Annotated in this window: 11 protein-coding genes and 2 rRNA genes (1 of these 13 cut by a window edge); 5 read left to right on the forward strand and 8 right to left on the reverse strand. The window is 69.2% G+C overall.

All coding sequences use genetic code 11. From position 1 onward, the window contains the following. The 3 genes from OG210_RS15520 to OG210_RS15530 all read left to right on the forward strand — a co-directional run. Positions 1-1718, forward strand: a 23S ribosomal RNA gene (locus tag OG210_RS15520); it begins 1407 nt to the left of the window's first position. A 78-nt stretch (positions 1719-1796) separates the two neighbouring features. After that, positions 1797-1913: ribosomal RNA gene (gene rrf / locus OG210_RS15525) — 5S ribosomal RNA — on the forward strand. Positions 1914-2026: 113 nt separating this feature from the next. After that, positions 2027-2581, forward strand: a complete 555-nt coding sequence (locus OG210_RS15530) for a GNAT family N-acetyltransferase (RefSeq protein ID WP_371537062.1) — start codon at positions 2027-2029, stop codon at positions 2579-2581. Here the strand turns inward: OG210_RS15530 and OG210_RS15535 are convergent. After that, positions 2512-3462 carry a hypothetical protein gene (locus tag OG210_RS15535; protein ID WP_371540317.1) on the reverse strand — a complete coding sequence of 317 codons (951 nt, stop codon included), beginning with the start codon at positions 3460-3462 and terminating at the stop codon, positions 2512-2514. The two genes, OG210_RS15530 and OG210_RS15535, sit on opposite strands and share 70 nt — an antisense overlap. A gap of 5 nt (positions 3463-3467) precedes the next feature. Then, complete coding sequence (locus tag OG210_RS15540) at positions 3468-4085, reverse strand: papain-like cysteine protease family protein (protein WP_371537065.1); 618 nt, start codon at positions 4083-4085, stop codon at positions 3468-3470. Between the two features lie 228 nt (positions 4086-4313). Between OG210_RS15540 and OG210_RS15545 the strand changes: the two genes are divergently transcribed. Continuing rightward, complete coding sequence (locus OG210_RS15545; RefSeq protein ID WP_371537068.1) at positions 4314-5279, forward strand: hypothetical protein; 966 nt, start codon at positions 4314-4316, stop codon at positions 5277-5279. A 49-nt stretch (positions 5280-5328) separates the two neighbouring features. On the opposite strand, the gene OG210_RS15550 is transcribed toward OG210_RS15545, so the two are convergent. The 6 genes from OG210_RS15550 to OG210_RS15575 form a co-directional block, all read right to left on the reverse strand. Beyond that, positions 5329-7068, reverse strand: coding sequence for a type IV secretory system conjugative DNA transfer family protein (locus OG210_RS15550; protein ID WP_371537070.1), 1740 nt, complete (start codon positions 7066-7068; stop codon positions 5329-5331). A gap of 1 nt (position 7069) precedes the next feature. Then, the gene (locus tag OG210_RS15555; RefSeq protein ID WP_328328593.1) at positions 7070-8482 is read right to left on the reverse strand and encodes an ATP-binding protein; all 1413 of its coding nucleotides are present in this window, start codon (positions 8480-8482) and stop codon (positions 7070-7072) included. A gap of 10 nt (positions 8483-8492) precedes the next feature. After that, positions 8493-10043 carry an SCO6880 family protein gene (locus tag OG210_RS15560; protein ID WP_328328591.1) on the reverse strand — a complete coding sequence of 517 codons (1551 nt, stop codon included), beginning with the start codon at positions 10041-10043 and terminating at the stop codon, positions 8493-8495. Then, positions 10040-11395: a hypothetical protein gene (locus OG210_RS15565; RefSeq protein WP_371537073.1), complete on the reverse strand. Its 1356-nt coding sequence runs from the start codon at positions 11393-11395 to the stop codon at positions 10040-10042. The genes OG210_RS15560 and OG210_RS15565 overlap by 4 nt, the downstream gene beginning before the upstream one ends. Continuing rightward, the gene (locus OG210_RS15570) at positions 11385-12239 is read right to left on the reverse strand and encodes a hypothetical protein (protein WP_371537076.1); all 855 of its coding nucleotides are present in this window, start codon (positions 12237-12239) and stop codon (positions 11385-11387) included. Before OG210_RS15570 ends, OG210_RS15565 begins: the two co-directional genes overlap by 11 nt. A 156-nt stretch (positions 12240-12395) precedes the next feature. Continuing rightward, positions 12396-12704, reverse strand: a complete 309-nt coding sequence (locus OG210_RS15575) for a hypothetical protein (RefSeq protein ID WP_164265700.1) — start codon at positions 12702-12704, stop codon at positions 12396-12398. Between the two features lie 510 nt (positions 12705-13214). Here OG210_RS15575 and OG210_RS15580 point away from each other — a divergent pair. Continuing rightward, a complete protein-coding gene (locus OG210_RS15580) occupies positions 13215-14450 on the forward strand; it encodes a hypothetical protein (RefSeq protein WP_371537079.1) in 1236 nt (411 codons plus the stop codon). Positions 14451-14506: the final 56 nt, after the last annotated feature.

Here is a 14506-nt window from a genome sequence, read left to right on the forward strand (position 1 = left end):
TGTGCGCCGATTGACTAAGGGTTCCTGGGTCAAGCTGATCTGCCCAGGGTAAGTCGGGACCTAAGGCGAGGCCGACAGGCGTAGTCGATGGACAACCGGTTGATATTCCGGTACCCGCTTTGAAACGCCCAATACTGAGCCCATTGATGCTAAGGCCGTGAAGCCGTCCTGGAGCCTTCGGGCAAAGGGAAGTGGTGGAGCCGCTGAACCAAGGTGGTAGTAGGTAAGCGATGGGGTGACGCAGGAAGGTAGTCCAGCCCGGGCGGTGGTTGTCCCGGGGTAAGGGTGTAGCCCGTTGTGTAGGTAAATCCGCACAACTTTGAGGGTGAGACCTGATGCCGAGCCGATTGTGGTGAAGTGGATGATCCTATGCTGTCGAGAAAAGCCTCTAGCGAGTTTCATGGCGGCCCGTACCCTAAACCGACTCAGGTGGTCAGGTAGAGAATACCGAGGCGTTCGGGTGAACTATGGTTAAGGAACTCGGCAAAATGCCCCCGTAACTTCGGGAGAAGGGGGGCCATTCCTGGTGATGAGTCTTGCACTCTGAGCTGGGGGTGGCCGCAGAGACCAGCGAGAAGCGACTGTTTACTAAAAACACAGGTCCGTGCGAAGCCGTAAGGCGATGTATACGGACTGACGCCTGCCCGGTGCTGGAACGTTAAGGGGACCGGTTAGTGATCTTTCGGGGTTGCGAAGCTGAGAACTTAAGCGCCAGTAAACGGCGGTGGTAACTATAACCATCCTAAGGTAGCGAAATTCCTTGTCGGGTAAGTTCCGACCTGCACGAATGGCGTAACGACTTCTCGACTGTCTCAACCATAGGCCCGGTGAAATTGCACTACGAGTAAAGATGCTCGTTTCGCGCAGAAGGACGGAAAGACCCCGGGACCTTTACTACAGTTTGATATTGGTGTTCGGTTCGGCTTGTGTAGGATAGGTGGGAGACTTTGAAGCGGCCACGCCAGTGGTTGTGGAGTCGTCGTTGAAATACCACTCTGGTCGTGCTGGATGTCTAACCTCGGTCCGTGATCCGGATCAGGGACAGTGTCTGATGGGTAGTTTAACTGGGGCGGTTGCCTCCTAAAGAGTAACGGAGGCGCCCAAAGGTTCCCTCAGCCTGGTTGGCAATCAGGTGTTGAGTGTAAGTGCACAAGGGAGCTTGACTGTGAGACCGACGGGTCGAGCAGGGACGAAAGTCGGGACTAGTGATCCGGCAGTGGCTTGTGGAAGCGCTGTCGCTCAACGGATAAAAGGTACCCCGGGGATAACAGGCTGATCTTCCCCAAGAGTCCATATCGACGGGATGGTTTGGCACCTCGATGTCGGCTCGTCGCATCCTGGGGCTGGAGTCGGTCCCAAGGGTTGGGCTGTTCGCCCATTAAAGCGGTACGCGAGCTGGGTTTAGAACGTCGTGAGACAGTTCGGTCCCTATCCTCTGCGCGCGTAGGAATATTGAGAAGGGCTGTCCCTAGTACGAGAGGACCGGGACGGACGAACCTCTGGTGTGCCAGTTGTCCTGCCAAGGGCATGGCTGGTTGGCTACGTTCGGAAAGGATAACCGCTGAAAGCATCTAAGCGGGAAGCCTGCTTCGAGATGAGTATTCCCACCCCCTTTGAGGGGTTAAGGCTCCCAGTAGACGACTGGGTTGATAGGCCAGATGTGGAAGCCCGGTAACGGGTGGAGCTGACTGGTACTAATAGGCCGAGGGCTTGTCCTCAGTTGCTCGCGTCCACTGTGTTAGTTCTGAAATAACGAACGACCGTGAAGTCACCCGGTTTCGTTAATTTCATAGTGTTACGGTGGTCATTGCGTTAGGGAAACGCCCGGTTACATTCCGAACCCGGAAGCTAAGCCTTTCAGCGCCGATGGTACTGCAGGGGGGACCCTGTGGGAGAGTAGGACGCCGCCGAACAATTTTTAGCCTCAGCCCCGGACCGTTATGGTCCGGGGCTGAGGCATTTTTGCGTTCACGGGCAGTTTTATATCCATGTGCGGTTCCGCGAGTCTGTCTGGCAGGATCCCGGCATGGATGACGTCATACGGCCTGTGCGGGCTGACGAGTGGCTCAAGGTCAAGGAGCTGCGGCTCGTCGCGCTCCAGGATCCCGCGGCACCCATTGCCTATCTCGAAACCTATGAAGCGGCCGTCGCCCGGCCCGATTCCTTCTGGCAGGACCGGGCGGCCGGGGCCTCGCACGGTGGTGCTGCCCGGCAGTTCATCGCGGAGAGCCCCGACGGGGTGTGGTCCGGCACCGTGGTCGTGCTGGTCGAACCCGTCGGGGCCGAGGGGATCTTCGGCGAAGTGAACTCCGTACCGCAGGCACACCTGGTCGGTGTGTACGTACGGCCCGAGTTCCGTGGTGCGGGTCTCACCCAGGAGCTGTTCCGGGCAGCGATGGAGTGGGCCTGGTCGCTGGACGAGCCACGGATCGAGCGGGTGCGGCTCTTCGTGCACCAGGCCAACGGCCGGGCCGCCGGTTTCTACCGCAAGATCGGTTTCGTACCGAGCGGCTACTCCGTTCCGGCCCCCGGCGATGCGGGCGAGCGCGAGCTGGAGATGGTGGTCGACCGCCCGGTGTGACGGGCCGTGCGGCGTACGAACAGTGCGCCGAGGCCCAGCGCCAGGACTCCCGCCCCGCCTGCCACCAGCGATGTCCCTGCGGAACCGGGCGTTGAGCCGGCTGAGCCGGCGGCCGCGGTGGTGTGTGTTGTTGTCGCGGTGTGACGTGTGCCGGTGGCGGGGTCGGCGTAGCCTCCCGCCTCGCCCTTCTTCGCGTACGCCGAGCCCGGCAGCTTGTCGCCGTATTCCTCGTGGACCCGGTGCTGGTACGAGGCGAGTGTTGTTCCGTGGGCGCCGACCGCGTGGACGGCCTCGGTGTCCAGGGGCAGGATCCGGGTCCCCTTCATGACGTACCAGGCGTTGATCTGCGGCTCACGGAAGACGGTGCCGCCGGGCAGCTTCGCGGTGCCTTTCGCCGCGTAGTGCGTCTCGTCGTCGCCGGTGGCGATGTTCACGACCTGCCAGGAGGTCCCTTGTGGGACGGTCCACACCGATGCCTTCCGGCCGTCGGCGGAGACCGCGGTACTGGCCAGGAAGTCCAGCCGTGCGACCGGGGCGCCGGAGCGGGCTGCGACGAAGTCCGGGGAGAGTGTGTAGACGGGCACGGCCGGGCCCTTGATCTGCGGGGCGGGGCCGGAGGTGGCCGACGGCGTTGCGGGGTGGGTGCCCGACGCGGCGAAGAAGCGCGCCAGCGTGTGCAGAGTGGCGGGGGCCGCCGCTGCCTGCTGGGCGGCGCTGCGGCCCGCCGCGGAATCGGTGAGGTGCGCGGTGGGTCCGGTGGAGTGGTCGGCCGCGGAGGCACTGGGGGCGAGGGCGAGCGCCGCGGTGGCCGCGGCTCCGGCGATGGCCGCTCGCAGGATGGTGCGGCCGTACGGGGCGGGGCGCGTGAGGTGTCTGTGCATGGTGGTCACGCCCCGATCCGGTAGAGCGAGTGGGTCCAGGAGAACTCGTTGTTACTGACGTACCAGTCGTGGGACGCCCAGTTGTAGCGGTTGTCCGATGGCCACGGGTCGCCCCAGTAGATCCAGTCGCCATCCGTGTCGTACCCGTAGACGACGTTCATGTGCCCGCCGCCGCTCGACCACTGGATGCGGTCGGCGATGGGGCGGCCGGCGTTGATCTCGGTCTGTACGGTGGAGGACTGGAGCCAGCCGGTGACATATGAACCCGGGCTGATTCCGGCCCAGTCGAGGCCGTTCTGGACGTTGCCCAGAGTGGCCTGGTCGTTGGGGCAGTTGCCGTTCTGGCTGAAGCCGAAAGCGGCGTTGCAGAACTGGTTCTGGCTGTAGTCGCGGCCGTACCAGCCGGCGATGGTGTTGCCCGTCGCGGCCCAGCACCAGTTGGTCTGCTGCTGCTCCTGCATGGTGATGTTCAGGCGTTTGGCTGCCGTTGCCGCTGCTGCCATGGTCGCGGGGGCAGCCGGGCTGTGCGGGGCGGTGGCTGACGCTGTGGTGGCGGGCAGGGCGAACAGGGCCGCCGCCGTGCCGATGGCGGCCAGGGACAGCCGTCTCCTGTGGGTGCGCATCGTGTTCCTCCCGGGGTGGGGGTGGATTGGAGGAGCGCGTCCGGACGCTGTGGTGAGCATCGGGTGTTGTTGCGTGCCGGTCAACGCGGTTGAATACGCGGGGGTACGGCACTGTGAATGGCGCGTGGCCGGTTGTGAACGGCCCCGCTCTCCACCTGCACGGTCGGCTCCGTCCGCTGCGCTGCTCCGCTGTCCGCCGTGAATGTTCACCGGAACCGGAGGGTGCTGATGGAACGGATCACGGGGCCCGGTCCGAAGACCGCCGCCGATTCCGAGCTCGCCCGGGCCCTGCACAGCGGCCCTTTCCATCTCGCGCTGCGTACCGCCCTCGCCGTACGGGGGCTGCCGCTGCACCGGGTCCAGCACCATCTGGCGAGCCGGGGGGTCAAGGTCGGTGTGACGAGCCTCAGTTACTGGCAGCAGGGGGTGCGGCGGCCCCGGCGGGCCGAGTCGCTGCGGGCGGTGAGCGCGCTGGAGGAGGTCCTGCGGCTGCCCGCCGATTCGCTGGTACGGCTGCTCGCGGACGGGGACGGCGGCTCTGCGGGTGGTGGGGCGGGTGAACGGCCGGCCGGCCGCTCGTACCGTTCGCTGGTGGCGGGTGCGGCCGTGCTGGAGGCGCTGCTCGCCGGGATGGAGAGCCCGGCGGACGGGGGGCTGCACACGGTGGGCCACCACGAGTCCGTACGGATCGGCGCCGACCGGCGCCTGGTCGGCCGCGCGTCGCAGCATGTCGTCCGTGTCCATCGGGACGGGGTGGACCGCTATGTGGCCATCCACCACGGGGATCCCGGGTGCGACCCGGGGCGGGTGGAGGTCCTGGCCGTGGAGAACTGCCGTACGGGGCGGGTGCGTTGGGAGCGGGAGACCGGGGTGGTCGTCGCGGAGCTGCTGTTCGACGCCCGGCTGCGGGCGGGGGAGACGTATGTGTTCGGGTACGGGTTCGAGGACGGCACTGGTGGGCCGAGCAGCGAGTACGTGCGCGGATTCAGCTTCGCCGGTGGGCAGTACGTCCTGCAGGTCCGCTTCGACGAGCATGCGCTTCCGGTACGGTGCCGGCGCTTCGCGCAGGCCACGGCGGGGACGGTACGGGGCGCCCGGCGGGATCTGACGCTCAGCGGTCTGTACCGGTCCGTCCATATCGTGGAGCAGGAGGTACGGCCGGGGCGGGTGGGGATCGACTGGGACTGGGAGTAGCTCCCCTTCCAGTAGCTACCACCGTCTGTTGTACGGGTGTTGAGCGCCGTCAGAAGGGGGTGCCTTCGGGGAGTTCCTGGTGCGGCCAGCGGTTGCGCGCCTGTTCGCGGGAGCGGAGCAGCGCAAGCGGGTGCAGGCCCTGCTCATGGCCGGTGGTCAGCAGCTCCGGCAGATACGGGAGCGGGGCCACGGCGGCGACGTCGTCCAGGACGAGCGTCATTGGTGGGTCGAGCCGACCGTCAGTTGACCGTGCGGCCAAGCGGCGGCCGTGCTCGACCACGCTGGAGGCGAGTGCGGTGAGCAACGGCATGGCGCCGGGGTGCGTGCGCGGATCCTCGATTGCTTCACCCACCACATAGAGGGTGCCCCCCTCGTGGATGAATGATTCCAGCGTGACCGAATCGGTTCGGTTCGGCGTGCAGGCTTCGCGGATGTGGATCGAGGAGAGTGCGCTCAGGGCACGGACCGTCAGCGCCTGTGCCACTTCACGGCGTTCGGGATGGGCGGTGAGCGCCGACTCCAGCAGGCCGGCGGATCCGGAGCGCGCCCGTGCGTGGGTGCGCAGAATACGTACCGCCTCCTGGGCCTGACCGGCGCCCTGGGCCCAGCGGTGCACCTGCCGGAACGGGCGGCCGTCGACGGCCGCGGCGTGCAGCCAGCTGCGCAGCAGCGTTTCGGCGGTGTCGGCCATGGCCGTGTCGATGCGGGCGGTCGGGCGGACCGGTGCGAGCAGTGCGACGGCCCGGGCGGCCGCGGTGTCGGCGTCCTCGCAGCCGCTGGTGGGGGACCAGTGGAGGCGGGCGGGGGTGTCGCAGAGGTGGCCGGGGTCGTAGACGAGTACGGGGCCGAGCTTGGCCCGGGCGTCCTTCGTCTCCGACCAGACGGCGGGTGAGGAGGTGACGACGAGTGCGGGGCCCGCCGCGTCGCTCACGGCCTGGACCGCGGCGGCCCGGCGGACGGGCGCGGGCCCGAAGCGGACCAGGGGCGCGGGGAGGAGGGCTTCGGCGGCAGCCGGGACGGGGGCGATCGGGCCGGGGCCGATCGGGGCGGAGGTGGGGGCGGCTGTGGTGACCGGGGCCGGTGTGGGGGCGGTCGGCGCGGCAGCATCGGCCAGGAGGCCGGGCCGTACGAACTGCGCGGCCTGGCCGGTGTGTTCGGTCTGCCCGGTCTGTTCGGTGCCCTGCGGTGCGTGCGGCTGTGGCGCGCTCTGCTCCGGTGACCTCGGGGGCGTGGCGCGTGGTGTGCCGGTGGGCTCGGGGCCCGGGCCGGTGGGGCCGGCCGGCACCTCTCCGTACCGGGCTTCGTCCGCACCGTACTGCGGGGCGGCCCCGGCCCTGTCCTGGGCTGCGGCTGTCCGCCGGGCGGTGCGTACCGCGCGCCAGCGGGTCACCGTGCCCAGGACGAAGACGGTCAGCACCAGCAGGACCAGGACTTCGCTGATGAGCAGGCCCCAGAACAGCCCGTACCCCGAGAGCCGGCCGGGCGGGGTGTTCGGCCAGGCGGCGGCGAGGTCGTGCGGGGACGCGGCCAGTTCGCGGATGGCCACCGGGGTGTGCGTGACGGTCACGCCGGCCGGCCAGGCGCCGTGGGTGAACACGGCGGCGAGGCCGGTGGCCAGCCAGACCAGGAAGGTCAGGCCGAGCAGGAAGACGATCAGCGCTATCAGCAGCCCGTCCGGGATGCCGCGCGACTGCGGCTGGGACGGCTGCGGGTGGTGCTGGTGCTGCGGGTGGTGCCGGTTGTGGTGCTCGTGCGGCTGGTGGTGACCGTGGTGCGGGGTGTCGCGCATATCAGGCCACCGTCGACTCTGAGGACTCGTTCAGCTGCCGCTCGATCCTGGCCGCCCGTTCCTCCGCCTCCGTCTCCAGCTGGAGGGTCAGCGCGTCGTCGGCCTCCGGGGTGGACGACTCGGTCATCGCGCGGTCGGTGAAGACCAGGGGGCGTTCGGCCTCGGTGATCAGGTGTTTGACGACCTGGACGTTGCCGTTGACGTCCCAGACAGCGATGCCCGGGGTCAGGGTCGGGATGATCTCGACGGCCCAGCGCGGCAGGCCCAGGACGCGGCCCGTCGCCCGCGCCTCGTCGGCCTTCTGGGCGTAGATCGTCCGGGTCGACGCCATTTTCAGGATGGCTGCCGCCTCCCGGGCGGCGGCGCCGTCGACCACGTCCGAGAGGTGGTGGACCACCGCCACGAACGACAGGCCGAGCCGTCGGCCGAACTTCAGCAGGCGCTGGAAGAGCTGGGCCACGAAGGGGCTGTTGATGATGTGCCAGGCCTCTTCGACCAGGAAGATGCGCTTCTTGCGGTCGGGGCGGATCCAGGTGTGTTCCAGCCAGACACCGACGATCGCCATCAGGATGGGCATGGCGATGGAGTTGCGGTCGATGTGCGACAGGTCGAAGACGATGAGCGGCGCGTCCAGGTCGATGCCGACCGAGGTCGGGCCGTCGAACATGCCGCGCAGGTCACCGTCCACCAGGCGGTCCAGGACGAGGGCGACGTCCAGGCCCCAGGCCCGTACATCGTCTATACCGACGTTCATCGCCTCCGCCGACTCCGGTTCGGGGTGGCGGAGCTGCTCGACGATGTCGGTGAGGACCGGCTGGCGGTCGGTGATCGTCTCGTTGACGTAGGCGTGCGCCACCTTGAGCGCGAAGCCCGAGCGTTCGTCCAGGCCGTGGCCCATGGCGACTTCGATGATCGTACGGAGCAGGGCCAGCTGGCCCGTGGTGGCGATGGCCGGATCCAGCGGGTTGAGCCGGATGCCGTCGTCGAGCGCGGCCATCGCGTCGAGCCGGATGGGGGTTATACCCAGCTGCTGGGCGATGAGGGCCCATTCGCCGGCGCCGTCCTCGCCCTGGGCGTCGAGGACCACGACTTGGCGGTCCTTGAAGCGGAGCTGGCGCAGGACGTAGGTCTTCTCCAGGGAGGATTTGCCGTTGCCGGATTCGCCGAGCACCAGCCAGTGCGGGGCGGGCAGCTGCTGTCCGTACAGCTGGAAGGGGTCGTAGATGTAGCCCTTGCCCGAGTAGACCTCGCGGCCGATGATCACGCCGGAGTCGCCGAGGCCGGGGGCGGCGGTCGGCAGGTAGACCGCCTGGGCCTGGCCCGTCGACGTACGGACGGGGAGGCGTGTCGTCTCGACCTTGCCGAAGAGGAACGCGGCGAAGGCGTCGGTGACGGCTGACATCGGGTCTCGCATCACAGGTCCCCTATCGGCGGATGCCGGTCGCGAACGGCAGCGTATTCACAAAGGCGCGGTGGTGCTCGCGGTCGCACCATTCGAGCTTGAGGTACGACTTGCCGGCCGATGCGCGGATGGTCCGCTTGTCGCGGGCCAGTGCTTCGGGTGAGCGGGAGGAGACCGTGATGTACCCGACCAGGTTGACGCCTGCCGCGCCGCTGGCGAGGTCTTCGCCGCGCTGGTCGAGGCGGCCGTGGGTGGCGACGTCGCGCGGGTCGACGGTCCGGTTCATCTTGGCGGCGCGGGACGCCTCGGCCTCGTCGTTGGTCTTCTCGGTGAGCATGCGCTCGATGGCGACCTCGGTCGGTTCGAGGTCCATGCAGACCGCGACCGTGCGGATCACGTCCGGGGTGTGGACGAGCAACGGGGCGAGGAAGTTGACGCCGACGGGGGTCATAGGCCACTCCTTCACCCAGGCCGTGGCGTGGCACCAGGGTGCGCGGGTGGAGGATTCGCGGGTCTTGGCCTGGAGGTAGGTGGGCTCCATGGCGTCGAGTTCGGCGGGCCAGGCGTTGCGCTTCGTCATGGCCTGGATGTGGTCGATGGGGTGGTCCGGGTCGTACATGGAGTGCACGAGCGAGGAGAGCCGTCCCTGGCCGAGGGGCTGGCGTACCCGGATGTCGGCCTCGGCGAGGCGGGCGCAGATGTCGGTGAGCTCGCGGGCCATGACGACCGCGAGGCCGGCGTCCTTGTCGAGGCGGCGGCCCGCGCTGGGCCGGGCGGCGCGGGCCATGGCGTGGGCTTCGGACGCCAGTTCGCGGGTGAAGTGCATACAGGCCACCAGGTACGCGCGGTGCTGCTCGCTGGAGGTGGAGACCATGGAGGCGAGCTGGTCGTACGAGTCCTGGAGCCAGCCGGGGGCGCGGGGGTCGCCGCGCTGGGCGACGTCCTTGGCGTGGGCGTCCGGGTCGGCGGGGAGGGTGCGGGCGAGGATCTGCAGGCGGGTGACGAATCCGTCGCCGTTGGCCACGTGCTTGAGCAGGGTGCCGAACCGGTCGACCAGGGCTTCCTGGTCCTCCGAGTCGCGCAGGCCGACGCCGGGGCCCTCGATCTCGATGGCGGCGGTGACGGTGCGCCGGTCGGCGTGCAGGAGTACGGCGATCTCGTCGGGGCCGAAGGGGGCCGCCAGCCAGTTGATCCGGCCGATGCCGGGGGGCGGGCCGACCTCGACCTCGCGGCCGTCGAGTGCGACGCCCGCTTCCATGGTGGGGGAGCGGTAGGCGGTGCCGCGGCGCAGGGAGCGCTTGTAGCTGCGGTTGATCTCGAACCACTTGTAGAACGTGCGGTGCTTGTACGGGACGTACACCGCGGCGAGTGCCAGCATCGGGAAGCCGGTCAGCGTCACGATGCGCAGGGGCAGGACGGGGACGAGGAGTCCGCACATCATGCCGACGAAGGCGCCCGCGATGATCAGTGCGATCTCGCCCGTCTCGCGGTTCTTGCCGACGATCGCCGATGGCCGGGCGCGGCCGATCAGATACGTGCGGCGGGGCGCGACCGGCTGGGACTGGGTCGTCAACGCCCTCCTCCTCCTGTGCCGTTGTTGCGTGTGCTGTGGGTTCCGGAGCTGCTCGGCTTGTTACGGGGCGGGGACGCGGCGTTGGGGATCTTTCCGCCGGTTCCGCCGCCCTGGCCGCCCTGGCCGCTCTGTCCGCCGGAGCCGCCGCGGCTGCTGTGGGCCGCCACGCCTCCGGAGATGGGGTTGGCGGGGCGCCCGCCGCCGCCTCCGCCGCTCCCGCTGTCGTTTCCGCCGCCGCCGCGGCTGCTGTGGGTCTTGATGCCCTGGGACACGAGCGCGGCGGGTGAGCTGATCATGGCGGCGGCCTGGGAGCCGTCGGTCGCGGACTTGCGGTTGGTGCGGGAGGCGGCGACCTCGTCACCGAAGCCGGGGACGAAGCGGTAGATCATGCCGCTGGCGAAGATGGCGAGCAGGATGATCGCGAGTCCGGAGACGACGGCGGAGAAGGAGTTGGGGCCGCTGCCGGAGGAGAGCGCGCCGGCGAGGCCGAGCACGATCACGATGACCGGTTTGACCATGATGACCGCGATCATGATGCCGGCCCAGCGGCGGACGTGGCCCCACATGTTCTTGTCGACGAGGCCCGCGTAGACGACGGTGCCGAGGAGGGCGCCGGCGTACAGGAGGGCGGCCCGGATGACGAGTTCGAGCCAGAGGACGCCGGCGGCGAGGATCGACACCAGGGAGGTGACGATCAGCATGATCGGGCCGCCGCCGATGTCGGAGCCCTTCTTGAGCGCTTCGGCGAAGGCCCCGAAGAACACGTCGTTCTTGCCGCCGGTGGCCGATGCGATGACCTCGGTGACGCTGTCGGTCGCCGAGACCAGTGTGTAGAGGATCAGCGGGGTGAACGCGGAGGCGATGACGGTCAGCCAGAGGAAGCCGATGGCCTCGGAGAGCGCGGTGGTGAGGGGGACGCCGCGGACGGCGCGCTTGGCCACGGCGAGGAGCCAGAGGACGAGCGTGAGGATGGTGGAGGCGGCGAAGACGACGGCGTACTGGCGGAGGAAGGAGCTGTTGGTGAAGTCGACGTTGGCCGTGCCCTTGACCGCGTCGGAGAGCTTGCCGACGATCCAGGCGGCGGCGTCGGCGCAGCCCTTGGCGAGGGAGGAGAGGGGGTCCAGGGAGTCGGCAGGGGGGGTGTTGCTGGGGGTGGTGGCGCTGCCGGCGTCGCCTTCGCAGAGTTCCCGGGCGCGGCCGATGATGAGGTCGCAGTTGTCCTTGGCCGACGACGTCGGTGAAGGCGTCGGTGAAGGCGCGGCGAAGGCGCGGGCCGAGAGCAGCACAGCCGCCGTCTGTACGGCGGTGAGGGCTCCCGCGACGGTGAGCGCGCGGCGTGGGTTAACGGGCATAGGTGAACCCTCCGTACTGCTCGACTGCCTTGGCGATCTCGTCGGCGGTGGAGGCCTTGCTGTCGGTGTTCACCGGTGCCGGGCCGTCCTTCTGGGAGAAGCTCGCGACTTTCCAGTCGCCGTTCACCCACTGGAGCTTGAGCGTCATGGTGAACCAGTCGCTGGTCACCGGGCTGGTCGAGCCGACGCCTGCTGTGCCGAACACTCCCGTGCACCAGACCGCGACGGTCGCGGTGTCGCCGGACTGCTGCGTGATCGTGGTGCCGAGGGGCGCGGTGCGTGAGACATAGGTCAGGCCCTTGCCGGCGTTGCCGTTGGCGTCGAGTCCGATCTTGTCCAGGAGCGGCTTGCCGTAGGCCTTGTCGAGTTTGTTCTTGAACGCGTCGACCTGGTCGGGCACGAACACCCTGTTCACGATGTCGCCGCGGCGGGCGGGTTTCATGATGTCGGCTGACACCAGCGCCACCGCGTAGTTCGCCGCGGCGCTCTGTGCCCCCTGGCCGGTGTGGGCGAAGCCGGAGGCGATGCCGTTGTTGCTGCCCGTGACCGGTTTTACGCCGGAGGCCGCCGTGGCGTTCGAGCCGGGCCTCTTCGATCCGTTGCTGCCGTCCGAGGAGTCGCCGCTGGTGCCGTTGCCGCGGTTGGCGAAGGCGATGGCGGCGATGAGCAGCACCACGACGCCCACGACCGTGATGAGGGAGCGCGAGGCGCGTACGGGGCGTCTGGCGCCGCCGTACGGGTCGCCTTCGCCCTCGGGCAGGCGGGTACGGGTCTGGCCCGAGCCGCCCATGCCGTCGGGGCGGCCCGCGTCGCTGCCGTAGTTGCTCTCGTCTCCGAGACTCATGCCGCGGACGTCCCCTCAACCGTTTGCCGTGTTGTGCAGTACGACGGTAACTGTGCTGGTTCCCGCGCGGGCGGGCTGTGGTGACTCGACATCAGGGATGCGCAACCTCTGGGTGGGCCGGGCACGCCCGGGGAGTGCGGGACGGATGATGCGGGGTCAGACGGCCATTCCGTACACGATGGTGAAGACCGTTCCCAGCGAGCCGATGATGAATACGCCGGTGAGCCCGGCGACGATCAGGCCCTTGCCCTGTTCCGCGCTGAAGGTGTCCCGCAGTGCGGTGGCGCCGATGCGCTGCTTGGCCGCACCCCAGATCGCGATGCCGAGGCAGAGCAGGATGGCGACCGCCATCACGACCTCGACCATGATCCGTGCCTCGTTGCCGAGACTGCCGAACGGCCCCCAGTTGGGGGCGATTCCGCCGATGATGGTGCTGATGTCGCCCTTGTCGGCTGCCAGGTTCATGTAACTCACCGCCCCTATCGGGTAGTTCGTGCCCATGCTCCAGTGCACGGGTCACGCCCTATCTTCGCTGATGAAACAGCCCCCGTGTGTAACCCGGCGGCTCTCTTTACCCACATGCCCGCACATTTGTCCGAACATGCTGCTCTGACCTGCGGCGCGGACCCGTGTTCGGTCGAATATGCATGGTTACTCTGTGTATCACGGAGGGTGACGCCGGGCAATGACGCCGCTGCGGGGGGAAGGGGAAGCCGTCCGGATTTCACCGCCCGTTTCCGACGGCCCCGAACGCCGGATCGGGGCTGGAGCCGAGGCCGGATCGGGGCCGGATCCGAGCGCCGGACCCGAACGCCGGATCCGAACGCCGGGCGTGCTCCGCCCCGTTCTTCGGCCGTGCGGGTGCAGGCGTCCCGGTCCGGCCGTGTGCCTCGCACCGTGCCGTACGGGGGTGTGCTGAGGTGCCCGCGGGGCTGCCCCGCGGCCCCAGTCACCGCGAGACTCGGAGGACACCCCATGGCTGAGCAGTCCCGGCGCACCTTTCTCAGGCAGGTCTCCGCGGGCGGCGCGGTAGTGGGTGCCGCCGCCCTGGTGCCCGCGCTGCTGGGCATGGGCAGGGGAGACGGGACCGCGTCTGCCCGGCCCGCCCGGCCCGCCGGCCCCGTCCCGCACGCAGGTCCCGTCCCGCACGCCGGGCCCGCCCGGAGCGCGCCGCACCGGTTCGCCGCTCCCGGTGTGCGGTACGCGGTCCGGGTCAACATGCCTGCCGATACCGTGCGTCAGCTGACCTCCACCGGTCACCGGCTGCTGATGTTCAAGGCCGTCCAGAGCGAGCAGAGCAACGGGGGGCTGCCCGTCCTGTGGAGCTCCGCGAGCACGTACACGACCCGGACCGAACTGGCCTGGACCGAGCAGTACTACGCCTTCGTCACGGCCGCTGAGACCCCCGAAGGTGCCCGGCTCGCCGGGGTCGGCCTTTCCCGGGTCTCGCCGGGACAGACCCTCGATGTCGGCGAGGGCGCGCGTGCCACCGTCGTCGGCGGGGGTACGCCCGGGGCGGTCACCATCTCGGACTCCACCGCGACACCGCTCTCGTGCGGTCTGGCGCAGCCCGCTCCGGAGGGGGGCGCCCCGGTGCCGGTCTGTGCGCTGCCGCTGGCCGGCCAGGGACAGAACGTCGTCTTTCCGGTGGGGCAGGTGGTCCTGGCCTTCGCGGCCGGCCCTCTGGAGCCGGGGTCGGTGGTGAAGTCGGCACCCGGGCCCGCGGTCCAGGTCGATCTGGACCGGATGAGCCCGGCCGACCTGTCGTACGACGTCGAATCCGGCTGGTCCTGGGACGGTGACTTCGCCGCGGTGGTCCCGGGCGGCGGATTCGTCGCCGCGCTCGTCCACCCCGCGCCGGGCGTCCGGCTCGGTGGCGGTGCGGGCGGCGGTACGCAGGTGAGCGGCATCATGGTCCGGGCCGTGCGGGAGCCGGGTTCCGCGCCGGGCGCCGAGCCGGAGTCCGCCGCGGCCGGGCCCGCGGCCGGCCCCCTGGCCGCCGCGGCCAGGACGGGCACCGAGACCGGTACGACGATCACCTGCTCGCTGGGCCCGGACAGCCATGTCGTCCTGCACGGCACGTACGTCGTCGAGTACCGGCGGCCCGGCCGGAACGGTGGCCGTCCGGGCAGTGAGCGCGCGCTGGTCCGGTGCACCTCTGTGCCGGCCGCGCGCAGTGGCGCGTACACCTTCAAGAAGCTGCGGCGGTGACGGGGCGGGCGGCCGAAGCCGATCGCGGCAAGTCCCGCCGTGCCGGGGAAGGCCGC

The organism is Streptomyces sp. NBC_00466 (assembly GCF_041433995.1).
Lineage (GTDB): Bacteria > Actinomycetota > Actinomycetes > Streptomycetales > Streptomycetaceae > Streptomyces.